Annotated in this window: 27 protein-coding genes, 1 tRNA gene and 1 pseudogene; 15 read left to right on the top strand and 14 right to left on the bottom strand. The window is 62.5% G+C overall.

Annotation, left to right across the window (positions count from 1 at the left end; genetic code table 11):
• The first annotated feature begins 48 nt into the window (after positions 1–48).
• The gene (locus tag ACYQ3G_RS06035) at positions 49–1,371 is read left to right on the top strand and encodes a malic enzyme-like NAD(P)-binding protein (RefSeq protein ID WP_459823678.1); all 1,323 of its coding nucleotides are present in this window, start codon (positions 49–51) and stop codon (positions 1,369–1,371) included.
• 129 nt (positions 1,372–1,500) lie between these two features.
• On the opposite strand, the gene ACYQ3G_RS06030 is transcribed toward ACYQ3G_RS06035, so the two are convergent.
• On the bottom strand, positions 1,501–1,950 hold the full coding sequence (locus ACYQ3G_RS06030; protein WP_459823675.1) for an energy transducer TonB: 450 nt from the start codon (positions 1,948–1,950) through the stop codon (positions 1,501–1,503).
• A gap of 567 nt (positions 1,951–2,517) precedes the next feature.
• On the opposite strand from ACYQ3G_RS06030, the gene ACYQ3G_RS06025 reads away from it, so the two are divergent.
• Positions 2,518–3,804: a class I SAM-dependent rRNA methyltransferase gene (locus ACYQ3G_RS06025; RefSeq protein WP_459823672.1), complete on the top strand. Its 1,287-nt coding sequence runs from the start codon at positions 2,518–2,520 to the stop codon at positions 3,802–3,804.
• Between the two features lie 5 nt (positions 3,805–3,809).
• On the opposite strand, the gene ACYQ3G_RS06020 is transcribed toward ACYQ3G_RS06025, so the two are convergent.
• From ACYQ3G_RS06020 to ACYQ3G_RS06005, 4 genes are all read right to left on the bottom strand, one after another.
• Positions 3,810–4,094: a type II toxin-antitoxin system RelE/ParE family toxin gene (locus ACYQ3G_RS06020; RefSeq protein ID WP_459823669.1), complete on the bottom strand. Its 285-nt coding sequence runs from the start codon at positions 4,092–4,094 to the stop codon at positions 3,810–3,812.
• Positions 4,084–4,323: a CopG family ribbon-helix-helix protein gene (locus ACYQ3G_RS06015; protein WP_459823666.1), complete on the bottom strand. Its 240-nt coding sequence runs from the start codon at positions 4,321–4,323 to the stop codon at positions 4,084–4,086. The genes ACYQ3G_RS06020 and ACYQ3G_RS06015 overlap by 11 nt, the downstream gene beginning before the upstream one ends.
• Before the next feature lie 103 nt (positions 4,324–4,426).
• Entirely contained in the window at positions 4,427–4,924 is a 498-nt protein-coding gene (locus tag ACYQ3G_RS06010) for a GNAT family N-acetyltransferase (RefSeq protein WP_459823664.1), read from the bottom strand.
• Complete coding sequence (locus ACYQ3G_RS06005; protein WP_459823661.1) at positions 4,924–5,202, bottom strand: type II toxin-antitoxin system TacA family antitoxin; 279 nt, start codon at positions 5,200–5,202, stop codon at positions 4,924–4,926. Before ACYQ3G_RS06005 ends, ACYQ3G_RS06010 begins: the two co-directional genes overlap by 1 nt.
• A gap of 115 nt (positions 5,203–5,317) precedes the next feature.
• On the opposite strand from ACYQ3G_RS06005, the gene ACYQ3G_RS06000 reads away from it, so the two are divergent.
• The 5 genes and pseudogenes from ACYQ3G_RS06000 to ACYQ3G_RS05980 all read left to right on the top strand — a co-directional run.
• A complete protein-coding gene (locus ACYQ3G_RS06000) occupies positions 5,318–6,301 on the top strand; it encodes a transposase (RefSeq protein WP_459823658.1) in 984 nt (327 codons plus the stop codon).
• Complete coding sequence (locus tag ACYQ3G_RS05995; protein WP_459823655.1) at positions 6,298–6,573, top strand: helix-turn-helix domain-containing protein; 276 nt, start codon at positions 6,298–6,300, stop codon at positions 6,571–6,573. The genes ACYQ3G_RS06000 and ACYQ3G_RS05995 overlap by 4 nt, the downstream gene beginning before the upstream one ends.
• 60 nt (positions 6,574–6,633) lie before the next feature.
• Entirely contained in the window at positions 6,634–6,822 is a 189-nt protein-coding gene (locus ACYQ3G_RS05990; protein WP_459823652.1) for a hypothetical protein, read from the top strand.
• 70 nt (positions 6,823–6,892) lie between these two features.
• Positions 6,893–7,081, top strand: a complete 189-nt coding sequence (locus ACYQ3G_RS05985) for a hypothetical protein (protein WP_459823649.1) — start codon at positions 6,893–6,895, stop codon at positions 7,079–7,081.
• A 24-nt stretch (positions 7,082–7,105) separates the two neighbouring features.
• Positions 7,106–7,357: pseudogene (locus ACYQ3G_RS05980) on the top strand (helix-turn-helix domain-containing protein); the annotation flags it as partial.
• Positions 7,358–7,431: 74 nt separating this feature from the next.
• On the opposite strand, the gene ACYQ3G_RS05975 reads toward ACYQ3G_RS05980, so the two are convergent.
• The gene (locus ACYQ3G_RS05975; RefSeq protein ID WP_459823646.1) at positions 7,432–7,815 is read right to left on the bottom strand and encodes a prepilin-type N-terminal cleavage/methylation domain-containing protein; all 384 of its coding nucleotides are present in this window, start codon (positions 7,813–7,815) and stop codon (positions 7,432–7,434) included.
• Positions 7,816–8,177: 362 nt separating this feature from the next.
• On the opposite strand from ACYQ3G_RS05975, the gene ACYQ3G_RS05970 reads away from it, so the two are divergent.
• The 4 genes from ACYQ3G_RS05970 (at position 8,178) to ACYQ3G_RS05955 (ending at position 12,888) form a co-directional block, all read left to right on the top strand.
• Complete coding sequence (locus ACYQ3G_RS05970) at positions 8,178–8,882, top strand: Bax inhibitor-1/YccA family protein (protein WP_459823643.1); 705 nt, start codon at positions 8,178–8,180, stop codon at positions 8,880–8,882.
• Between the two features lie 43 nt (positions 8,883–8,925).
• A complete protein-coding gene (gene lpxK / locus ACYQ3G_RS05965; protein WP_459823640.1) occupies positions 8,926–10,023 on the top strand; it encodes a tetraacyldisaccharide 4'-kinase in 1,098 nt (365 codons plus the stop codon).
• Positions 9,995–12,097, top strand: coding sequence for a ribonuclease R (gene rnr / locus ACYQ3G_RS05960; protein ID WP_459823637.1), 2,103 nt, complete (start codon positions 9,995–9,997; stop codon positions 12,095–12,097). The genes lpxK and rnr overlap by 29 nt, the downstream gene beginning before the upstream one ends.
• A gap of 488 nt (positions 12,098–12,585) precedes the next feature.
• Entirely contained in the window at positions 12,586–12,888 is a 303-nt protein-coding gene (locus tag ACYQ3G_RS05955) for a GIY-YIG nuclease family protein (protein ID WP_459823634.1), read from the top strand.
• Between the two features lie 221 nt (positions 12,889–13,109).
• On the opposite strand, the gene mnmE is transcribed toward ACYQ3G_RS05955, so the two are convergent.
• From mnmE to rpmH, 6 genes are all read right to left on the bottom strand, one after another.
• Positions 13,110–14,483 (bottom strand): tRNA uridine-5-carboxymethylaminomethyl(34) synthesis GTPase MnmE, encoded by a 1,374-nt coding sequence (gene mnmE, locus ACYQ3G_RS05950; protein WP_459823631.1) that lies wholly within the window; start codon positions 14,481–14,483, stop codon positions 13,110–13,112.
• A gap of 41 nt (positions 14,484–14,524) precedes the next feature.
• Entirely contained in the window at positions 14,525–15,412 is an 888-nt protein-coding gene (locus ACYQ3G_RS05945; protein ID WP_459823628.1) for a Jag family protein, read from the bottom strand.
• 82 nt (positions 15,413–15,494) lie between these two features.
• Positions 15,495–17,108, bottom strand: a complete 1,614-nt coding sequence (gene yidC, locus ACYQ3G_RS05940; RefSeq protein WP_459823625.1) for a membrane protein insertase YidC — start codon at positions 17,106–17,108, stop codon at positions 15,495–15,497.
• A gap of 5 nt (positions 17,109–17,113) precedes the next feature.
• Positions 17,114–17,347 (bottom strand): membrane protein insertion efficiency factor YidD, encoded by a 234-nt coding sequence (gene yidD, locus ACYQ3G_RS05935; RefSeq protein WP_084435233.1) that lies wholly within the window; start codon positions 17,345–17,347, stop codon positions 17,114–17,116.
• 16 nt (positions 17,348–17,363) lie between these two features.
• Positions 17,364–17,702, bottom strand: coding sequence for a ribonuclease P protein component (gene rnpA / locus ACYQ3G_RS05930; RefSeq protein WP_459824194.1), 339 nt, complete (start codon positions 17,700–17,702; stop codon positions 17,364–17,366).
• 20 nt (positions 17,703–17,722) lie between these two features.
• Positions 17,723–17,860 carry a 50S ribosomal protein L34 gene (rpmH, locus tag ACYQ3G_RS05925; protein WP_015775318.1) on the bottom strand — a complete coding sequence of 46 codons (138 nt, stop codon included), beginning with the start codon at positions 17,858–17,860 and terminating at the stop codon, positions 17,723–17,725.
• Between the two features lie 131 nt (positions 17,861–17,991).
• Between rpmH and ACYQ3G_RS05920 the strand changes: the two genes are divergently transcribed.
• Positions 17,992–18,594, top strand: coding sequence for a phosphatase PAP2 family protein (locus ACYQ3G_RS05920; RefSeq protein WP_459823620.1), 603 nt, complete (start codon positions 17,992–17,994; stop codon positions 18,592–18,594).
• Here ACYQ3G_RS05920 and ACYQ3G_RS05915 read toward each other — a convergent pair.
• Positions 18,534–18,821, bottom strand: a complete 288-nt coding sequence (locus ACYQ3G_RS05915) for a lipid-A-disaccharide synthase N-terminal domain-containing protein (protein WP_459823618.1) — start codon at positions 18,819–18,821, stop codon at positions 18,534–18,536. The genes ACYQ3G_RS05920 and ACYQ3G_RS05915 overlap by 61 nt on opposite strands.
• A 95-nt stretch (positions 18,822–18,916) precedes the next feature.
• A complete protein-coding gene (locus ACYQ3G_RS05910) occupies positions 18,917–19,648 on the bottom strand; it encodes a glycosyltransferase family 2 protein (protein ID WP_459823615.1) in 732 nt (243 codons plus the stop codon).
• 66 nt (positions 19,649–19,714) lie between these two features.
• Here ACYQ3G_RS05910 and ACYQ3G_RS05905 point away from each other — a divergent pair.
• The 3 genes from ACYQ3G_RS05905 to wrbA all read left to right on the top strand — a co-directional run bounded on the left by ACYQ3G_RS05905 (position 19,715) and on the right by wrbA (position 21,752).
• Positions 19,715–19,791 (top strand) — tRNA-Met (locus ACYQ3G_RS05905).
• A 127-nt stretch (positions 19,792–19,918) separates the two neighbouring features.
• Positions 19,919–20,986: a tRNA(5-methylaminomethyl-2-thiouridylate) methyltransferase gene (locus ACYQ3G_RS05900; protein WP_459823612.1), complete on the top strand. Its 1,068-nt coding sequence runs from the start codon at positions 19,919–19,921 to the stop codon at positions 20,984–20,986.
• A 154-nt stretch (positions 20,987–21,140) separates the two neighbouring features.
• Positions 21,141–21,752: an NAD(P)H:quinone oxidoreductase gene (gene wrbA, locus ACYQ3G_RS05895; protein WP_459823609.1), complete on the top strand. Its 612-nt coding sequence runs from the start codon at positions 21,141–21,143 to the stop codon at positions 21,750–21,752.
• Positions 21,753–21,775: the final 23 nt, after the last annotated feature.

The following is a 21,775-nucleotide window of genomic DNA, read 5'->3' as shown; positions in this document are numbered from 1 at the left end:
CACCGAAATTGTCAACGCCGCCCATGCGGCATCACATTGGAGGACAACATGGCTCTTTTCACCCCCCAGGAAGCGCTGGATTACCATTCCGAAGTCCGTCCCGGCAAAATCGAGGTCGTGCCGGTCAAGCCCTATTCCACCCAGAAGCACCTGACCATGGCCTACAGCCCGGGCGTGGCCGAGTCCTGCCTGGCCATCGCCAAGGACCCGGACCTGACCTACAAGTACACCGGCCGCGGCAACCTCGTGGCCGTGGTTTCCAACGGCACCGCCGTCCTGGGCCTGGGCAACATCGGCGCCCACGCCGGCAAGCCCGTCATGGAAGGCAAGGGCCTCCTGTTCAAGATTTTCGCCGACGTCGACGTCTATGACATCAACCTCGACGTGACCGACCCCGACAAGCTCTGCGAAATCGTCAAGGCCCTTGAGCCGACCTTCGGCGGCATCAACCTCGAAGATATCAAGTCCCCGGAATGCTTCTACATCGAGGACAAGCTCAAGAAGGAAATGGGCATCCCGGTCTTCCATGACGACCAGCACGGCACGGCCATCATCTCCGCCGCCGGCCTGCTCAACGCACTCGAGATCACGGGCAAAAAGATCGAGGACCTGCGCATGGTGGTTTCCGGAGCCGGCGCCGCCGCCATCTCCTGCACCCGCCTCTACGTGGCGCTGGGCATGAAGCTCGAAAACATCGCCATGTTCGACTCCCGCGGCCACATGCACCTGGGCCGCACGGACCTGAACGAGCAGAAGCGCGAATTCGCCACCAAGAAGGCCTACGGCTCCCTGGCCGAAGCCATGGTCGGCGCCGACGTCTTCCTGGGCCTGTCCAAGGCCGGCGTGGTCAGCAAGGACATGGTCAAAGGCATGGCCAAGGACCCCATCATCTTCGCCTGCGCCAACCCGGTCCCGGAAATCTCCTACACCGACGCCAAGGAAGCCCGCCCCGACGCCATCATGGCCACGGGCCGCTCGGACTACCCCAACCAGATCAACAACGTCCTGGGCTTCCCCTTCATCTTCCGCGGCGCCCTCGACGTCATGGCCACCAACATCAACGAGGAAATGAAAATGGCCGCGGCCAAGGCCCTGGCCGACCTGGCCAAGCAGCCGGTGCCGGACTATGTCCTCGAAGCCTACGGGGTGGACAAGCTGGAATTCGGCATCGACTACATCATCCCCAAACCCGTTGACCTGCGCCTCATCGAGTTCGAGTCCGCCGCCGTGGCCCAGGCCGCCATGGACACGGGCGTGGCCCGCAAGCCCATCGCCGACATGGACGCCTACAAGGCCTCACTGCGGGAAAGGATCACCAAGTCCCGCGAACGCCTCGACGCCTTCGTGAAGAGCTATCCGCAGATCTTCTAGACAGGCCAGGAAACACAAAACGAACCGCCCCGTCAGCGCAAGCCGGCGGGGCGGTGTTGTCTAAGGGGATGGCGGCCGCAGTGGTGGAGCATGAAACGCACGCTTGTCACTGCGAAAATCGATGAACGTTCACCGCAGCTTGAAATGCACCGGCAGGATGGCCTGGCAGGCCACGGGCACGCCTCGGGCCGTGGCCGGACGGAAGCGGGAGCGTAGCACGGCCTCGCGGGCGGACTCGTCCAGACCGTAGCCTGGAGTCTGAAGGACATCGACGGCCGCGACCTCGCCGGCCGCATCGAGGGTGATCCTCAGCACCACGGTCCCTTCCTTGCCCAATCGGCGGGCCTCGCGCGGGTACTCGGGCATGGCCATGCGCGCGATCACGGGCCCGCCGGGGGTCCCGAAGCTGAGCAGCCCGCCCTCGCCCCCTCCTTGGCCGCGTCCCTCGCCGCCAGGCCCCCCGCCTGCACCGGGGCCGCTCCCTTTGGCCGGTACGCCGTCGCCTCCCGCAGCGGCTGCGCCTGCGCCGCTGCCCGAGGAGTCGCCAGTCCCTGCGCCTGGAACGGTTCCTGCCGCCACGGCGGCAGGTTCTCCCGAAGATTCCTGAGCGTCAGGTCCTGGGAGCGATTCATTTTCTGGGAGGGAGGATTCCGACGGCTCGGAGCGAACGGGTTCCGGCTGGGGGGGCGCTGTTTCCTTGGGGGCAAGCGCTTTGGGTGCGACAGGCCTTGGCTTGGGGGAGGATGAGGCGGCGGGGCGGACATCAGGCTGTCTGGGTGCGACGTGCCCCATGGGTTGCGCCTTGGACGCATCACCCGAATTCTCGGCGCCAAGTAGGGGCAGCAGATCGGACAAGCGGCCCGCGAGCGCGTCCGTTTCGCCATTGCCGGGGGCGGCCCCGGCTTTTTCCCCCGCCCCGGCTCCCCGGCCGTCACGGACTCCCCCTCCGCCGGAAATTCCGGCGAGTTCCAGAGACAGCAGTCGGGGGCCGGTCATGCCCCACCAGGGAGAAAACCACAGCCTGACCGCGCCCAAAATCGCGACGTGCAACAGCACGGCAGAAAACACGGCCAAAAGAAAATGCCCCGGCGGAACCCGTCGCCAGAAATTGTCGGGGCCTGCGATGCCGGAGGCGCCATTTTTCCCGTGGACGCCCCAGTGGGCTTGACCTATGTTTTCGGTCGCCTGCCCGTCCATGGCGCGCAGGAACTCACACTGCGGGGATTCCCCCTGCGCATCAAGGACATCATCGTGGACCAACAGCTCATCATCGCCGCGGGCCGGGAAAAATCGCTGTTCCGGCGTCATCCGTGGATCTTTTCCGGTGCGGTGGCCGCTGTCAAGGGCCGCCCCAAATCAGGGCAGACCGTCGACGTTCTCGGACAAAACGGCCAGTGGCTGGCCCGGGCCGCCTTTTCGCCCAAATCCCAGATCCAGGGCCGGGTCTGGACCTTCGATGCGGACGAACGGATCGATGCCGAATTCTTCCTGCGCCGCATCGGCCAGTCCGCCGCCAGACGCCGGAGCCTCGAAACAGAAAGCGACGCCCTGCGCCTCGTACAATCGGAATCCGACGGCCTGCCGGGCCTCATCCTGGACCGCTACGCCGCGGTCCTCGTCTTCCAGCTCCTGACGGCCGGTGCCGAATTCTGGCGGGCGGAGATCATCGCGGCGTTGCGCACCCTGTTTCCGGACGACGCGATTCTGGAACGCTCCGACGTGGACGTGCGGGCCAAGGAGGGACTGGCCGAGCGGATCGAAGCCGTGCACGGCGAAATCCCGGAACTGGTCGAAATCCGCGAGAACGGCGTGCGCCTCCTGGTCGATGTCCGGAGCGGCCACAAGACCGGCTTCTACCTCGACCAGCGCGACAGCCGCCTGGCCGTGGGCCGGGCCGCGGCCGGGGCCGAAGTCCTGAACTGCTTCTCCTACACCGGCGGCTTCGGCCTGGCCGCGCTTCGGGGCGGGGCAAAAAACGTCACCCAGCTCGACGCCTCGGCCCCGGCCCTGGACCTGGCCGTCCGCAACCGCGACCTGAACGGCTTCGCCCCCGAATCCATGACCACGGTCTGCGGCGACGCCTTCCAAATTCTTCGCGCCTGGCGCAAGGAAGGCCGCACCTTCGACCTCATCGTCCTGGACCCGCCAAAGTTCGTCGACTCCAAGGCCAGCCTCACCCGCGCGGCCCGCGGCTACAAGGACGTCAACCTCTGCGCCTTCCACCTCCTGCGCCCCGGCGGCCGCCTCTTCACCTTCTCCTGCTCGGGCCTGATGGAGGACGCCCTGTTCCAGAAAATCGTGGCAGACGCGGCCCTGGACGCAGGGAGCACAGGGCGGATCGTGCGCAGACTGACGCAGGCCCAGGACCATCCGGTGGCCCTGGCCTTTCCGGAAGGGGCGTACCTGAAGGGGCTCGAAATCGAGGTCGAGTGAGAGGGCTACCAGGAGGTAGGGGGCTTGCGCCGGGTGTGGAAGACACGAAGGACGTGCACTTCATCCGCCAGGACTCTGTATGGGATGAGCAAGGCATACCTTTCGATAACCAGCTCCCGTGTGCCGGGTACTCTCCCCGGCCGTCCCAGGCTGGGGAAATCCGTCAAAGTCGCCACCTTGGTCACGACGCAATCAAACAGGTTCACAGCCGAATCCGGATCATCCGCCGCGATGTATTCCGCCTCGACATTCAAATTCGCCAGGGCCTTGCGCAGCCATCTAACGCGCATTGCCGCCCCATTTTTCGCGCATGGCCTCGATCTCCTGATCGCTCGCAAAATCGCCGGCATCCGCTTCTCCCAGCGCCTGAGAAATCTCGTTCACCTGCCACGACTCCCGCTCGAGAAATTCCATGATGGCCTGCCCGGCAAGAAATGACTTCGTTCTGCCGGTCGCCTTGGCCAAATCCCCCAAACGATCCATGGCTTCATCAGGTAGCCGCATGGACATGACGCTCATAACTCCTCCTCGGCAGATAAAAATGGCTGAGGATACAATGTATACATCGTACTACACACAGAAATCAGCTATGACTCTTGCCGTGCAGAGTCAAGGCCGACTCTTACGAAACCAGAATGGCCTTCAAATCCTTCAGCAGCAGAAAAAGGTGGTACGGATCGGTCACGCTCGGCTCGAAATCCCAGGAAGCATACCATGCCCGGGCCTGCTCGTCCTTGGCATGCACGAGAATCGCCCTGATCCCCGCGATGTCCGCCGCCTGGAGGGTCCGTAACAAGGCGTCCTTCAGGAGCGCCCGCCCAAGGCCTTTGCGCTGAAACTCCGCATCCACCGCCAGCCTGGCCAGAATCATGACCGGCACGGGATGCCGCGCCAGCCCTTTGCAAACCCTGCCTGGCGCATCCGCGGGCGACACGCTCCCGACGGCAAGGGAATAGAAGCCGACCACCCGCCCCTGTGCGATGCTGACATACGTCTGGGCGCTGCCGGCCTTCTGACTGAGCAACGCGTACCGCTGCAGGAACTGATTGAGCGCGGGCTGGCCGCAGTCGAATCGGTCAATGTCGTCGCCGGGACGCAGCTTGCGCACGGGTTCGAACATCAGCCGAGTACCCCGGCATCGACGATGAGGCTGCGAAGCCTGGCCTTGGTCTGCACAGGCCTGTCGAGGGCTTTCTCGAAGGCCGCCCACTGCTCCTCCCCAATCTCAAAATGGCGTCGCTCGGAAAGAGCCTGGTTTGCGGCGTTGACGCCCGCCTCCAGCAGAAACTCGCTCACGCTCTTATGACTGGCCTGCGCGGCCTCCTGCAGCAACTGCTTCACGGAAATGCTCGCTCGAACATCGATCCTTTCAGTCTTGGACATGGTCGTGGTTGCCATAACGCCTCCAAAGTTTGCCTCCTTATAATGTACCGACAACGTCATGACAACCCATGGCCCAAAAGGGGTCAAATCTTCCTTTGACTCAACCAGCCATCGACGCTACCAAACACCCATGGCACGACCACTCAGAATCGAATTCGAAGGCGCATGGCACCATGTCATGAACCGCGGCCGGCGGCGGGAAGTCATCTTTCGCGATGCGGAGGACTACAAGGCCTTCACCGGCCTGCTCAAAAGCACCTCGGAAATGTTTCGCCTGGGCGTCGCGGCCTATTGCCTGATGCCCAACCATTACCATCTGCTGCTCCAGACTCCGGAAGGCAACCTGGCCCGCGCCATGCGGCATCTCGGCGGGGTGTACACGCAGTGGTTCAACCGGCGGCACGGCCTGGACGGGCAGCTTTTCCGCGGAAGGTACAAGGCCATCCTGGTCGGGGAAGACGACTACCTGCAGGGTTTGGTCCGCTATATCCACCACAATCCGCTCAAGTCCGGGATGGTCAAAACGTTGGAAGAGTACCCCTGGAGCAGCCATCTCGGCTATCTGCATCGCGAAAACTCGTGGAAGTGGCTGCACACCGGGCCGCTTCTCGCGCAATTCTCCGACGACCCGGTCAAGGCACGCGCCGAATACCGCCGCTTCATGGCCAGGGATGACGACGAAAACATCGAAAGAGTCTTTTCGCTGAAGAAACTGCCCGCCATTCTCGGCAATTCGGAATTCGTGCAAACCATCAAGGACCGCTTCTTCGCCGCCAAACTCAACCCGGAGATCCCGCAGTCACGGCAGCTTGCGCCTGTTACGGCGGAAGATATCAGGGAAGCCGCCTGCAGCGTCTACGGCGTCGATGAGGAAACGATGAAGTCCTCCTCACGGGGCGTCACCAACGAACCCCGCGACGTGGCCATGCATCTGGCACGCACCATCAGAGGCGACAGCCTCAATCACATTGCCGCAGAATTCCAAATAGAAAAATACAGCACTGTCGCCAGCGCCATCTCGCGAATCAAGATGAGAATTGAAGCTGACAAAGGCCTGGCGGATAGGGTGGAGAAAATCAAAAGAAAGATCGAGAAGAGACAAAGGAAGATTTGACCCCTTTGCCTTCCTACGGCGTCGATGAGGAAACGATGAAGTCATCCTCACGGGGCGTCACCAACGAACCCCGCGACGTGGCCATGCATCTGGCACGCACCATCAGAGGCGACAGCCTCAATCACATTGCCGCAGAATTCCAAATAGAAAAATACAGCACTGTCGCCAGCGCCATCTCGCGAATCAAGATGAGAATTGAAGCTGACAAAGGCCTGGCGGATAGGGTGGAGAGGAGCAAAAGAGAGATTGAGAAGAGACAAAGGAAGACTTGACCCCTTTTCTTCATGAAGTCCTCCTCTCGGGGCGTCACCAACGAACCCCGCGACGTGGCGATGCACCTTGCCCGCACCCTCAGAGGCGACAGCCTCCAGCGCATTGCCGCAGGGTTCGAAATAGATAAGTACAGCACCGTTGCCAGCGCCATCTCACGGATCAAGATGAGAATTGAGGCTGACAAAGACCTGGCGGATAGGGTGGTGAATATCAAAAGAGAGATTGAGAAGAGACAAAGGAAGATTTGACCCCTTTGCCTTCCTGACCACGATGAAGTCCTCCTCACGAGGAGTCACCAACGAACCCCGCGACGTGGCCATGCATCTTGCCCGCACCCTCAGAGGGGACAGCCTCCAGCGCATTGCCGCAGGGTTCGAAATTGATAAGTACAGCACCGTTGCCAGCGCCATCTCACGGATCAAGATGAGAATTGAGGCTGACAAAGACCTGGCGGATAGGGTGGAGAGGAGCAAAAGAGAGATTGAGAAGAGACAAAGGAAGATTTGACCCCTTTGCCGTGACGTCTACGGCGTCGATGAGGAAACGATAAAGTCCTCCTCACGGGGCGTCACCAACGAACCTCGCGACGTGACCATGCATCTGGCCCGCACCCTCAGAGGCGACAGCCTCAATCGCATTGCCGCAAAATTCCAAATAGAAAAATACAGCACTGTCGCCAGCGCCATCTCACGGATCAAGTTGAGAATCGAGGCTGACAAAGACCTGGCGGAGAGGGTGGAGAGGAGCAAAAGAGAGATTGAGAAGAGACAAAGGAAGACTTGACCCCTTTGCCCTTGCAAAACAGAGAGCCCATGTCGCTATGAACAACAAGGGCTCTCTAATAATAAAAAAAAAGACTATTGATAACAATCAGCAACAGCACCCTCTGTCATATTTGCAGTAAAATCATAGCCGCTCACAGTCACTGTGCCATAAGTCAAAGTGTTATCGCTGAATTGCAGCGAACCGTTATCCAGCACTTGGAACTTTTTTGAAGTGCTCGTAAATTGAGTATTTGGAATTTGACAGGTATTATTGTTATCGCTCGAATTTGAAGCAAACCTCGCAGCCGCCTCATTCATACAGTTCCTCAAATCCGACTCACAGGCTGACTCGGCTGCATTCCTTTTATACTTGATAAACTGCGGAATCGCGATCGCCGCCAAAATGCCGATGATGGCCACGACGATCAGAAGTTCGACCAGGGTGAAACCTTTTTCATTCTTTCTGAACCGGTTCATACAATCCTCCACAAAATTGGGTTGAGGTATCCATGCTTGTGGTGGGCCTCTATCATGTTCCGTGCCAGGTTGTCATTCCCTTTTTTTTCCGTTGGTTAGTCAAGGGCGGCGATTTTTTGGGAAGATGTGCAGACAAAATTTGTCAGTTCGTGGCGAATTTGGGCCGAATCCTGCCGATCCTTGACTTGCGCCCAAGATGACCTAAACCAAAAGGGGCTGAAAACGTCGTGTCCGGCTCGCCGGGGGTGCATCGATGCACAGCGCATCAGGTGCCCGCAGCAAATGGGCCTGGGCCAAACTCGATACACTTTATTTCAGTCCGCGATTCAGCATAAAAGACACCGACCGCATAAGGAGGAGCAATGAATTTCCAGACCGTTTCCCGGACCCGAACCGATGTACAGGCCACCAACCTGTTCCTGCGCGGGGTCTACAACTGGATGAGCCTGGGGCTCGGGCTCACGGCCCTCGTGGCCTACGCCGTGGCCACCACGCCGGCATTGGCGCAGGCCATCTTCACGAACCCCATCCTGTTCTGGGGCCTGATCCTGGCCCAGTTCGGCATGGTCATGGGACTGTCCGGCGCCGTGCACCGCATGTCGGCCGGCATGGCCACGGGGCTCTTTCTGCTGTACAGCGCCCTGAACGGCGCGACCCTGTCCGTCATTCTGCTCGTGTACACGGCGGCCTCCATCTTCAAGGCTTTCATCGTCTGCACGGGCATGTTCGCGGCCATGAGCGTCTACGGCGCGACGACCAAGAAGGACCTGACCGGATGGGGCAGCTTCCTGTTCATGGGCCTCATCGGCATCGTCATCGCGTCCATCGTCAACATTTTCATGGCCAGTTCGGCCCTGGACTTCGTCATCAGCGGCATCGGCGTGCTGATCTTCACCGGCCTGACCGCCTACGACACCCAGAAGCTCAAGGTCATGGGCGAATCCGCGCCCATGGACGACGCCCTGGCCATCCGCCGCGGCACCATCCTCGGCGCCCTGACCCTGTACCTGGACTTCATCAACCTGTTCCTCTTCCTGCTCAGGTTCTTCGGATCCTCCCGAGATTGACAACCGGGCGGCGCAAGCCGCCCTTTTCCTTTGTGGCGCACCCATGACCCCTGACCGCATCCTCCGCCTGCAAGACAAATTCGCGCACATCCTGGGCCCACTCAGCAAGGCCTACGCCCGGCTCATGCGCCTGCGCGCCCAATTCTACCTGTCCGGCAAATGGGCTTCCTGGCGGCCGCCGGCGGCCTGCATCAGCGTCGGCAACATCTCCTGGGGAGGCACGGGCAAGACGCCCGTGGTCTCGTGGCTCCTGGACTGGGCCCGCGGCGAGGGCATCGACGCCACGGTCCTGACCCGCGGCTACGGCGGGCGCCCGCCGCACCTGCCCTACGAGGTCCAGCTCCTGAGCCCGCCCCGCGAGGCCGGGGACGAGCCCCTGCTCCTCAAGCGCACCCACCCCCAGGCCCGCATCCTGGTGGACCCCAAGCGCGTGCGGGCCGGCAAGACCGCAGGCCGGAACCGCACTGACCTCTTCATCCTCGACGACGGGTACCAGCACCTGCGCATCCAGCGCGACCTGAACCTCTGCCTGCTCTCGCCGCGCGACCTGGACGAGGAATGGAACCGCGTCATCCCGGCCGGCTCGTGGCGTGAGGACGTCTCGGCGCTGAAGCGGGCCGACGCCTTCCTGGTCAACACCATGTTCGACAGCGACGACGGCTGCATCGAAACCGTGGCCCGCATCAAGCTGACCCACCTGGGCAAGCCCATCTTTTTCTTCCGCGTCACGGCCCGTGGCGTGGCCAACGCCCTGACCGGCGAGGCCATGGACACCCTCGACGGCACGCGCTTCGTCCTGGTCACGGCCATCGCCAACCCGGACAAGGTCTGTCAGACCTGCAAGGGCGACCTGGGCGAAAAGCCAGTGCGCCATCTGGTCTACCCGGACCATCACCCTTTCAGCGTCTCGGACTGGCAGGCCATCGTCGCCTCGGCCGAGCGCAACGCCTGCACGCACATCGTCTGTACGCCCAAAGACGCGGTCAAGCTGGCCCCCTTCGCCGACGAGCGGCTGTGGACCCCGCAGCTGACCACGACCTTCTCGGCCGCCGGCTCGCAGTCCTTCCGCGCCTGGCTCGACGAGCGCGTCCACATTTTACCCCGGAAACCACATGCCCACGAAGAAACGAGCAACGAATAAATTTTCCCGCAAAGCCCTCCTGGACGCCCTGCGCCAGGCCGGTGCGCCCCTGCGCAGCAAGAACATCTACGGCCTCTTCGACGCCGACGCGTCCCTGAAGAAGGTCATCAAATCCACCCTGGCCCAGATGGTGGAAAGCGGCGAAATCGCCCAGATGGGCAAGAGCTACGGCCTGCTGGACAGCCTGCCGCGCATGACCGGCACCCTGGACGTGCGCCGCTCGGGCGTGGGCTACCTCGTCCCCGACGACCGCCGCCAGAAGGATCTCTTCATCCACCCCAGCAACTTCGGCGGGGCCTGGCCCGGCGACCGGGTCACGGCCGTGGTCGACACGGGCCGCAAGAAGGACTCCCCGGAAGGGCGCATCGTCGAAATTCTGGAGCGCGGCGTCGCTGAACTCATGGTCCGCGTCAGCCGGCGCATCTCGGACGGCTCGCACTTCTGTCACCCTACGGATGCTCGCATGCCCTTCTACGCCGTGGTCGACACGAGCGGCATTCCGACCCCCGAAAAGGGCGACATCCTGAGCGTTCGGCCGGAAGAGGAGCAGGAAAAGGGCCTGTGGCGCTGCACGGCCCTGCGTCGCCTGGGCGAGGAGCGCGACCTGGCCACGCAGGAGCTTCTGGTCAAGACCAGCTACTCCATCCCCGAGGAATTCCCGACGCCAGTCCTGCGCCAGGCCGAAGCCCTGCCGGGCGAACCGTCGCCCGCGGACTGGGCCGGCCGCACGGACCTGCGCGGGGTGGCCCTGGTGACCATCGACGGCGAGACCGCCAAGGACTTCGACGACGCGGTCTACGTGGAGCGCCAGGAGAACGGCTACCGCCTTGTCGTAGCCATCGCCGACGTGGCCCACTACGTGCCCGAGAACTCGGCCCTGGACGTGGAAGCCCGGGCCCGCGGCAACTCCTACTATTTCCCCCTGTCGGTGGAGCCCATGTTCCCCGAGGCCCTGTCCAACGGACTGTGCAGCCTGCGGCCCCACGTGCCGCGCCTGGCCATGGTCGTGGACACGCCCTACTCCCTGGACGGCGAGCCCGGAAAGCCCAGGCTCTACAACGCCGTCATCCAGAGCCAGGCCCGCCTGACCTACAACCAGGTGCAGGCCGCCCTGGACGGCTCGCCTGACAAGGACACCGAACCCCTCATGCCCATGCTGCGCGATGCCGAGGCCCTGGCGCAGCTTTTCCTGAAGCGCCGCACGGAGCGCGGCTGCCTGGACTTCGACATCCCCGAGGCCCAGGTGCGGCTGGTGGAGGACATCGTCAGCGTCCACGCCGGCACCCGCCTCTTCAGCCACCGTCTCATCGAGGAGTTCATGATCGCGGCCAACGAGCGCGTGGCCGAATATCTCGGCGCGCGGGAACGCGTCTTCCCCTACCGCATCCACCCGCAGCCCGACGAGCGCAAGCTTGAGACCCTGCGCAACCTGCTGGCCCACACCAGCCTGGTGGACCGCCTGCCCAAGGACCTGGACCAGAAGGGCCTGCAGAGCCTGACCCACGCCGCCGACGGCACGGACATGGAGTTCCTGGTCAACCGCCTGGTCCTGCGGACCATGATGCAGGCCCAGTACTCGCCGGACAACGGCGGGCACTACGGCTTGGCGTCCGAGGCCTACTGCCACTTCACCTCGCCCATCCGCCGCTACGCGGACCTGCTGGTGCACCGCAGCCTCAAGCGGCTGCTAGCCGGAGAGGCGGAAAGCATGGACATGGATGAGGTGCAGGGCATCTGCGAGGGCCTGAACGCCCTGGAGCGCAAGGCCATGGAAGCGGAAAGGGAGATCCAAAAACGCGCGTCCATCCTGGCCCTGGAGGACAGGGTTGGCGAGACCATGCGCGGCGTGATCTCTGGCGTGGCGGATTTCGGCTTCTGGGTGGAACTGCTGGACATGCCCGTGGACGGCCTCGTGCGACTGGCCACCCTGGACGACTACTACGTCTACGACCCCGAACGCCAGGACCTCCTGGGCCAGCGCACGGCCAAGACGTTCTCCATGGGCCAGACCCTGGACGTGGTGCTCGACGTCGTGAGCCTGGAGCGGGTGGAGATCAACTTCACGCTGGCGTGATCACAAGAAGAGGTGCGGTGATTGGAGAACGTCGTCTCCAGACTGATTTCTCCGTTCTACCAAGGAAGAACTGAGAACACCCGCACCTCCTCCAATGTCATTCCCGCGAAGGCGGGAATCCATGTCTTTACCCGCATTTTTGAAGATGGATTCCCGCCTTCGCGGGAATGACGCCGTGATTGAATGATAAAGTATCGTCTTGCAAAAAGAATCAAAGACACTGCATCGGATAACTCATAACTGCATCAATGTCAGCATATTACGGAAAATTTTGCGTTAACCAAAGAACATGGCGCATCTATGGCAAATGCAACTAAATCCCGCACCACAACCGCGTCATTCCCGCGAAGGCGGGAATCCATGCCTTTCCCTGCGTTTTGAAGATGGATTCCCGCCTTCGCGGGAATGACATGGTGACAGAGCGACTATTTGCCTCATTGCCGTCGAGATAGAACAACTAAAAAACATCTCCACCCACAAAAAGTGCTATGGTCGCCTCAAAATCATATTTTGTGTACATCCTCGCAAGCAAGCCAAGGGGAACATTGTATACTGGCGTGACATCGAATCTGACGACCCGGATTTGGCAGCATAAAAACAATGTTGTGGAAGGATTCACCCAGAAGTACCATGTGCACGAACTCGTCTATTTCGAGATGCACAGCTCTCCAAATGATGCAATTTTACGCGAGAAGCAGATCAAAAAATGGAACAGGGATTGGAAGATTCGATTGATCGAGGAAAACAATCCAACATGGAAGGATTTGTGGGAAGAAATTTCGTCTATGTAAAACTGGGTGAAAGGCATGGATTCCCGCCTTCGCGGGAATGACATGGTAGTGACGCCGAAGGATTGCGCAACGAATATCTGTTAAATTACAGCAAAGCCCATTTTCAAACAGCATAATGGACTTGCTTCTGCCTGCCGCTTCATTTGAACGTCATTCCCGCGAAGGCGGGAATCCATCCCATGCACTTCACACGAGAAGGGTGAACATTTCGCGCCTTCCCGTCACTTGCCGATGCAGAACCCGTCGAAAACGGCGTTCAGCACTTCCTGCGACGTGATCGCGCCCGTGATCTCGCCCAGGAGGGCGCAGGACGTGTCCAGGTGGACCGAGAGGATGTCGTAGGGCAGGCCTGCGGCCAGGTCGTGCCGGAGGCGGTCCAGTTCGCCCATGGCGGCGACCAGGGCCGTGTGCTGGCGCAGGTTGGGGACCAGGGCGCCCGGTTCCGGGGTGCCGGCGCCGGCGACCAGGCTGCGCACGGCGGCCAGCAGGTCGGGCAGGCCCTGGCCGAGTTTGGCCGAGAGGGGGCAGATCGTCCGTTCACGCCAGGGCTGTTCCGCGAACCATGCGGGGTCGCCGGACACGAGATCCATCTTGTTGGCCACGACCAGCAAGTTTTTCACCTCGCCTGCAAGGTCGAGATCTTCGGCGCCGGGGCCCAGGTCCGCGTCGATGACCAGCAGCACCAGATCGGCCCGGGACATGAGTTCCCGGCTGCGCTCGATGCCGAGCATCTCCACGCTGTCCAAGGAGGCGCGCAGGCCCGCCGTGTCCACCAGACGCACGGGCAGGCCGTCCAGCTGCACGGATTCCTCCAGATAATCGCGGGTCGTGCCCGGGATGTCTGTGACGATGGCGCGGCTCACGCCAAGGATGGCGTTCATGAGGCTCGACTTGCCCGCGTTGACCTGCCCGGCCAGGACCACCAGGGCGCCCTCGCGCCAGCAGCGGCCGCGGTCGTAATTGCCGGCCAGTTCGGCCATGGACGCTCGCGCCTCGGACACGCCGCGCTCCAGTTCCTCAGGGGCCAAGCATTCCACTTCGTCCTCGGGAAAATCAACCGCCACGCAAAGCTGCACGCGGAGCGTCTCAAGGCTCGCGCGGAGTTCGGCGATGCGACGCGCCAGGAGCCCTTCGAGCTTGGTCCCGGCCAGGCCCACGGCCACTCCCGTGGGCGCGCCCACCAGTTCCATGATGGCCTCGGCCTGGGTCAGGTCCATGCGGCCGTTCAGGAACGCGCGCTTGGAGAACTCCCCCGGTTCGGCCAGCCGCGCCCCGCGGGCCAGACAGGCCTCCACCACCAGACGCAGGACGGCCGCGCCGCCGTGGCACTGGAACTCGAGCACGTCCTCGCCGGTGAAGGAGCGCGGGCCCGGCATCCAGGCGGTCAGGACCTCGTCGATGAAGTTACCCGCCCCGTCACGCAACTGGCCGTGGTGCAGGCGGTACGCCCCGAAATCGGAAAAATCCGGACGCGAGGATTGAAAAAGCCCGAGTCCGATATCCCGCGCAGCGGGGCCGCTCAGGCGGACTATGCCGACGGCGCCCTGTCCGGGCGGGGTGGCGATGGCGACGATGGTATCGGTGTGTGTTGGCATGGCGTAAAAAAAGGGCGGACCGTGCAGGCCCGCCCTGGTTTTTAGGATTGACGCGCCTGCGGCGGCTCCTGCCGCCTGGGCGGCCGGCCCGCGTGCTTGCCGCGCTTGACCGGCAGGATGAGGACCCGCTTCATGTGCCCTTCCCCCTTGCTGCGCGTCTGCACGCCCCGGTCATCCTGCAGGGCCATGTGCACGACCCGGCGGTGGAAGGAACTGAGCGGTCTGGTGCTCTGCACCCGGCCGGACTTCTTGGCCTTTTCCGACAGGAATTGGGCGATGCTCAGGAGCTGCTCCTCCTGCTTCTGCCGGTAGTCACCGGCGTCGAGCTGGATGCGCGGGCTCTTGGGCCAGGTCTTGGAAACGATGCGGTTGGCCAGGTACTGCAGGGCGGTGATGGTCTGCCCGTCGCGGCCGATGATGAGCCCCGAGCTTTCCTCGCCTTCGATATGGACCGTGACAGGGCTCGACGCGACGTCGACGGTCAGGGTCACGTTCTCGGCGATGGGTTGCAGGAGGGTGGTCATGATGGCGCGGATGTCGGCCTCCAGCCGGGCCTTTTCCTCGTCGGAAAGCTGGACCGCCGGAGCCCCTTCGTCCTCGTCCTCAAACTCTTCGGCCAGGTCGGGGCCGGCTTCGACCTCAGTCTCGGCAGCTGCAATCGCCTCGTCAGGCCCTGCCGCGACTGGCGCCGCGGGCGGCGAAGCGACAGGTTCCTTCTTCTGCGGCACGACCGTTTCCTCCGGCACAGAGGAAAGACGCCGGCGGACGGCCCTGATGGCGGCCTTCTTGGCGCCCAGGCCGAAAATGCCCGAGGACCCGCCGCTGAGGATCTCGATCTCCAGGGCGTCCCGCCCAACGGCGAAGAAACGGCACGCGTCCTCGATGGCCAAGTCCACGGTCTTGGCCCGGAATTCCTTGTATGCGCTCATGCGATTCTCCTTCGCGTCCGGAAGTTCAACAACGCGCCCGTCGCAGGCGCGGCACCGTTTCCGGAACCGCGCCGCACGGGCCCTACTTCGACTTTCTGATCATCAGCCACTGCTGGCCGATGGAAAGCACGTTGTTGACCATCCAGTACACGACCAGGCCGGACGGGAAGTTCAGGAACAGGAAGGTGAAGATCACGGGCATGAACATCATGATCTTGGCCTGCATGGGGTCGCCCATGGGCGGGGACATGCGCTGCTGCAGGAACATGGTGGCGCCCATGATCAGCGGCGTGATGTAGTACGGGTCCTTGGCCGAGAGGTCGGCCAGCCAGACCATGTCCGTGAAGGGCAGGTGCGGGATGAAGGGCGCGTGCCGAAGCTCGATGGCGCCGAGCAGGGCCTGGTACAGGGCGAAGAACACGGGAATCTGCAGCAGCATCGGCAGGCAGCCGCCGGCCGGGTTGACCTTGTAGGTCTTGTAGAGCTGCATGATCTCGGCGTTCATCTTTTCGCGGTCGTCGGCGTACTTCTCGCGGATCTTGGCCATCATGGGCTGCAGCTTCTTCATCTGCTCCATGGACTTGTAGCTCTTGTGCGAGAGGGGCCAGAACAGGGCCTTGATCATCACGGTCAGAATGATGATGGCCACGCCGTAGTTGCCCACGTACCCATGGAGGAAATGCAGGAACTGATTCAGGGGCTTGGCGATGATGTCGAAGAAACCGTAGTTGATGCTGGCCTTCAGGTTCTTGGGCAGCCCGGCCAGACCCTTGTTGGTCTTGGGGCCGAAATAGTAGGAGGCCGTGCGCAACTGGGTGGTGCCCGGGTCCAGAAGCATCTGGTCGGCCACGGTCAGGCGGAAGACGTCATCCTCAAGCTTGGCGCGCACGGTCATATCGGCCGACGTCGGCACCAGGGCCAGCAGGAAGTAGTTGCTCTCGATGCCGCCCCACTGGGCCGGGGCCGAGGATTCGACGCCCAGATGCAGGTCCTTCTGGCTGTCCTCCTGCTTGAGGGAGCCGGCGGCCATGTAGGCGATCTTGGTGTGGTTATACTTGTCGCTCTCGGCCGTGAGCCGGCCGCTCGAAACGGAAAAGGCGAGATTGCCCTGGATCTGGGCCGGGGAGGTGTTGGTGATCTTGACCTCTTCCTTGATCTCATAGGTGCCGCCGGTAAAGATCAGGCTGCGCTCGACCTGCACGCCGCCGAGGGTGCCCACCAGCTGAATGGCGCCCGTCTGGCCGTCGGCCAGGTCCATGTCGCCGCCCTGCACCGTCCATTCACCCTGGGCCCAGGTGGGCTGGGAGTTCCAGATCAGCCCCATGGGGGCCTTGGTGACGGACTGGGCGGAAACCAGGTCGATATTCTTGGAGCCCGCTGCGATGGTTTCCTTGTAGTTCTTGAGCACGAAGCTCTCGAGCACGCCGCCGGAGGTGTTGATCACGGCGTGGTACAGGGGAGTGTCCACGTTCAGCTTCTGGCCGCTGACCGGCGAAAACTGCACCTTCGGGGCGGACGATGCCGCAGGCGCGGCCTGGGAGCCGGCTTCGGGAGCCTGGGCCGTGGTCTGGCCGGGGGCAGTCACGTTCTGGGTGTCCGTCTCCTGGGGGGTGACGGGCGGGAAGAAGTAATTCCAGCCCAAAAGCACCATCAGGGACAGGGAAACGGCAAGGATGACGCGCTTGTTGCTATCCATCGATTTCAATCTCTCTTTGAGAAGTTAGGGGAGGGAACCGGGTCGTAGCCGCCGGCGCACAGGGGATGACAACGCATGATCCGCATGAAGGCAAGGCCCATCCCCCGGAAAATGCCATGAGTCATGACGGCCTGCCGGGCGTATTCGGAACACGAAGGAGTGAAGCGGCAACACGGGGAATACAGCGGGGATATCAGATACTGATACAGCGAAAGGAAAGATACGAATACTCGTCTCATGCAATCTCCGGTCAGCCTACCCGGCGGTGGCGCGCGACACGATCTTCGCCATCAGGGGGCCGAGCTCCGAGGATACCTGCGCAAGGCTCAGACTGTCCGCGGAGATGCCCCGCTTGGGCACGACGACAATGTCCGCGCGCAGGGAAAAGTCGTGCTGATGGAGCCGGAAGAACTCCCGGACCAGACGTTTGATCCGGTTGCGACGCACGGACTTGCCGACTTTTCTGCTCACCGTCAGTCCAAGACGCCAGGTCCCCCCGGCGTCTTCCCGCTCGAGAACAAAGAGGCTGAAGCTCTTTGAGAAAAAACGACGGCCCCGATCATAACAGTTCGTGAACTGGGGCCGTCTCTTCAGGCGGTACGAGGAAGGGGAGGTTAGACGGCTAATCTTTTTCTTCCCTTGGCTCTTCTGCGGCGCAGGACTGCCTGGCCGTTCTTGGTCCGGGAGCGCACCAGGAACCCGTGGCTTCTTTTGCGCTTGGTGGTGCTGGGCTGATATGTTCTCTTGCTCATTTCTGTTCTCCTTCGAAAAAAGTAAACTGGGAAAATAGCCGCAAGAAAGCGGCTCGTCAAGCACTCTCATGCATGTGCACTCTGGACAATTTCCCCCGCTTCACCCAAACTGGGCGGAACAAGGAGGAACCATGTTTTTTCACACCCCGGACTGGGAACTGGCGCTCTTCGCCTGGATCAACCAGGACATCCAGAACGGCCTGCTCGATGTGCTCATGCCGCTTCTGTCCAGCTCGACATTCCTGTGGGCCGCAAGCATCGCCCTGATGGCCGCGGGCATGAAGTTCCGGCGCGTCACCGCGACCATGATCGTGGGTGTAGCCCTGTGCGTCGGCATTTCGGACCAGGTGTGCTACCACATCAAGGAAAGCGTCGGCCGGGTGCGCCCCTACCAGAGCCTGCCGGGCACGCGCTATCAGGACTCGGGCGTCTGGAAGACGCTCCCTGCGGACTTCTCGCAGCAAAAGCGCACGGGCTCGTCATTCCCGTCCTCCCACGCCTCCAACGCGGCGGCCGCCGCAACATTCCTCTATGCCGCGCTGCGCAGGAAATCCCTGTGGGCCATCCCCGTGGCCATCGGCTTTTCGCGCATCTACGTAGGCAAGCACTTCCCTACGGACGTCCTGGCCGCGTGGGCCGTGGGCCTGGCCGTGGGCGGCGTGTTTGTCACCCTCTATCCGGCGCTGTGCAGCCGCCTCCGCTCCCGATGGATGAGGAACAAGTTGCGGACGTAGATGATGGAGCCCGTGGACTGCCCGACGATGAAAACGATGTCGCGGCGCAGGACGGCATAGATCAGCAGAAAAAAGCTGCCCAGCAGGCTGAAATACCAGAAGCTGACAGGGATGACGCTGCGCTTCTCCTTTTCGGAGACCACCCACTGCCAGAAAAACCGCAAAAAGAAAAAAACCTGGCCCAGAAAGCCGATGGCCAGGAGCCACCACTCGGTCGAAAATTCCATGTTCCGCCCAAGGCGCGAGTGCGCCGCATTCCCGTCCGGGGCGTCGTCATGCGCCGCCGCATCATGACGCCCCGAAATCCGGGATGTTTCGAGGATTATTCGAGATTCGTATCGGAAACAACGTAGCCGATGTGCCGCTTTTGCATCCAGCGCACCGCCAGGAGATCATAGGCCGATGCCCAGGCGCGGTCCCAGATCCCGTACTTCGAGATGCCCCTGCTTCGCGGACGGTGGTTGACGGGCACCTCCGCCACCGTCGCGCCCTCCAGCTTCATGAGCGTCGGCAGGAAGCGGTGCATGCCGGTGAACATGGGAATGGCCCGCACCATCTCCGTGCGCATGACCTTCAGGGAACACCCCGTGTCGCGCACGGTTTCGCGGCTGACCCTGTTGCGCACCCAGTTGGCGAAGCGGGAGGCGTAGCGCTTGACCAGGGTGTCCTGACGCCTGGCCCGCCAGCCGATGACCATGTCCACACCCTGTTCGTAGACCTCGAGCATGGCCGGGATGTCGGCCGGGTCGTTCTGCAGGTCCGCGTCGAGGGTCACGACCACGTCGCCGCCGGCGAAGCGGAAACCCGCGGCAAAGGCCGCGGACTGCCCGCAGTTCCTGGCGAACGCGATGTACCGCACACGGGGGTCGGCGCCGGCCAGATCGCGGATGATGGACAGGCTCGCGTCGGAACTGCCGTCGTCGACCAGAACCATTTCCCACGCGCAGGCCAGCCCCGAAAGGCTCCGAGACACCTCCCGGTACAGGTCACGAAGGTTTTCTTCTTCGTTATATACCGGAATTATCAGTGAAATTTTATTAATTTTGTTTTTCATACAAAAAAAGTGACTATAGCATTTGACAAGCATTGTAAACCTGCCTAGAAGGTTCTTCTCACATGACGCGGGGTGGAGCAGCATGGTAGCTCGTCGGGCTCATAACCCGAAGGCCGTAGGTTCAAATCCTGCCCCCGCTACCAAAAAGATCAAGGGCTTGGATGGAAACATTCAAGCCCTTTTCGTTTTCCCCAGCCCGACATATCCGCCGAAATCCGGTCCAACGAGGGCGGCGCTTCCTTGCCCGGCCTGCCCGCAACGATTATTTCCATGAACATGACCAAAGAATCATTCGACGCACTGTCCCTCTTTTCCGGAGGCCTGGACAGCATCCTGGCCACCATGCTCCTGCAGCGCCACGGGCACAGGGTCCTGGGCCTGCACTTCGTCAGCCCCTTTTTCGGCAAGCCCGAGAAAAAGGACTTCTGGGAGAGCGAATACGGCATCACGGCCGAGATCATCGACGTCGGCCAGGAGTTCGTCGACCTCATGGCCGCCTTCCCGCCCCACGGCTTCGGCAAGGTTTTGAACCCCTGCGTGGACTGCAAGATCCTCATGCTGCGCAGGGCCAAGGCACTCCTGCCGGCATACGGCGCGAAGTTCATCATCTCCGGCGAGGTCCTCGGGCAGCGCCCCATGTCCCAGCGCGCCGACACCCTGAACATCATCCGCAACGACGCCGACGTGCGCGACGTGCTGCTGCGCCCCTTGAGCGCGGGCGTTCTCCAGCCCACGCCCATGGAGGAGTCGGGCCTGGTCGACCGTTCGAAACTCCCGTCCCTGGTCGGACGGGGACGGAAAGGGCAGTACGACCTGGCCAGAATTCTGGGCGTGACGACCATCCCCACCCAGGCCGGCGGCTGCCGCCTGGGCGAGCGGGAATCGGCCCGCCGCTACTGGCCCATCATGCGCGCCTTTCCCCGGCCCCTGGCCCATTATTTCGACCTGGCCAACGTCGGCCGCCAGCTCTGGCGCGACGGCGGCCATTGGCTGGCCATGGGCCGGGAGCACAAGGACAACGAGAAGCTCCTGAAGCTGGTGCGGCCCGAGCATTACGTCTTCGTGCTCAAAAATTTCCCCGGCCCCCACGCCGTGGGATGCCCCGTCCCTGGCCGGGACTGGCCCGAGGACATTCTGGCCGAGGCCTGCGCCTGCCTGGCCTCCTTCTCGCCCAAGGCCCGCAGGGGCGGAGGCGAGGTGGAGGTGTCCGTCACCCGGTTCGGGCAGGAGCGGGTCATCGCCATCCGCCCGGACGCCCCGCACGGGTTCTCGGAAAACGCCACCTGGCCCGAGACCAGGGCGCAGCAGAAGGAATGGGAAAAAAGCCTGGGGCGATGAACGCCGCGGCAACCATCCCGGCTAACCCTCCTGTCCGGCGGCAGGCACGGCTTTTTTACGGGGGATCCTTGACGGAAAGCCGATAGGCCCCTAATGATAAAAGTTGCCAAAAACGACCACCACCGGCCGGACAGGGCCGGACAAGGAGACCGCCATGAAGATGCTCATCGTCTACCATTCCACATATGGACACATCAGGACCATGGCCAAGGCCGCGGCCGAAGCGGCTTCCGCAATCCCCGGCGTGGAGGTGGCCCTGCGCCGCGTCCCCGAAACCCTGAGCGACGAAGTGCTGACCAAGATGGGCGCCCTGGACGCGGCCAAGGCCCAGGCCGACGTACCCGTGGCCACGGTGGAGGAACTGGGCCAGGCCGACGCCGTGCTGTTCGGCACGCCCACCCGCTTCGGCAACATGACCGGCCAGATGCGCCAGTTCCTGGACGCCACGGGCGGCCTGTGGGCGAATGGAACCATGGTTGGGAAACCGGGCGGCGTATTCACTTCCAGCGCCACCCAGCACGGCGGGCAGGAGTCGACCATCCTGTCCTTCCATACCTATCTCCTGCACCAGGGCATGGTCGTGGTCGGGTTGCCCTACGCCTTCCAGGGCCAGATGCGCCTGGACGAGATCACCGGCGGCTCCCCATACGGGGCCAGCACCATCGCCGGCGGCGACGGCTCGCGCCAGCCCTCGGAAAACGAACTGGACGGAGTGCGCTACCAGGCCGCCCACCTGGCAAAAATCGGACTCAAGCTCACAGCCTGACGGTCTGCGCCACGAGATGAACG

It is taken from the genome of Desulfomicrobium salsuginis (assembly GCF_054657795.1).
The sequence above is the reverse complement of the archived record's forward strand: the minus strand, read 5'-3'. Positions and strand labels throughout refer to the sequence as shown.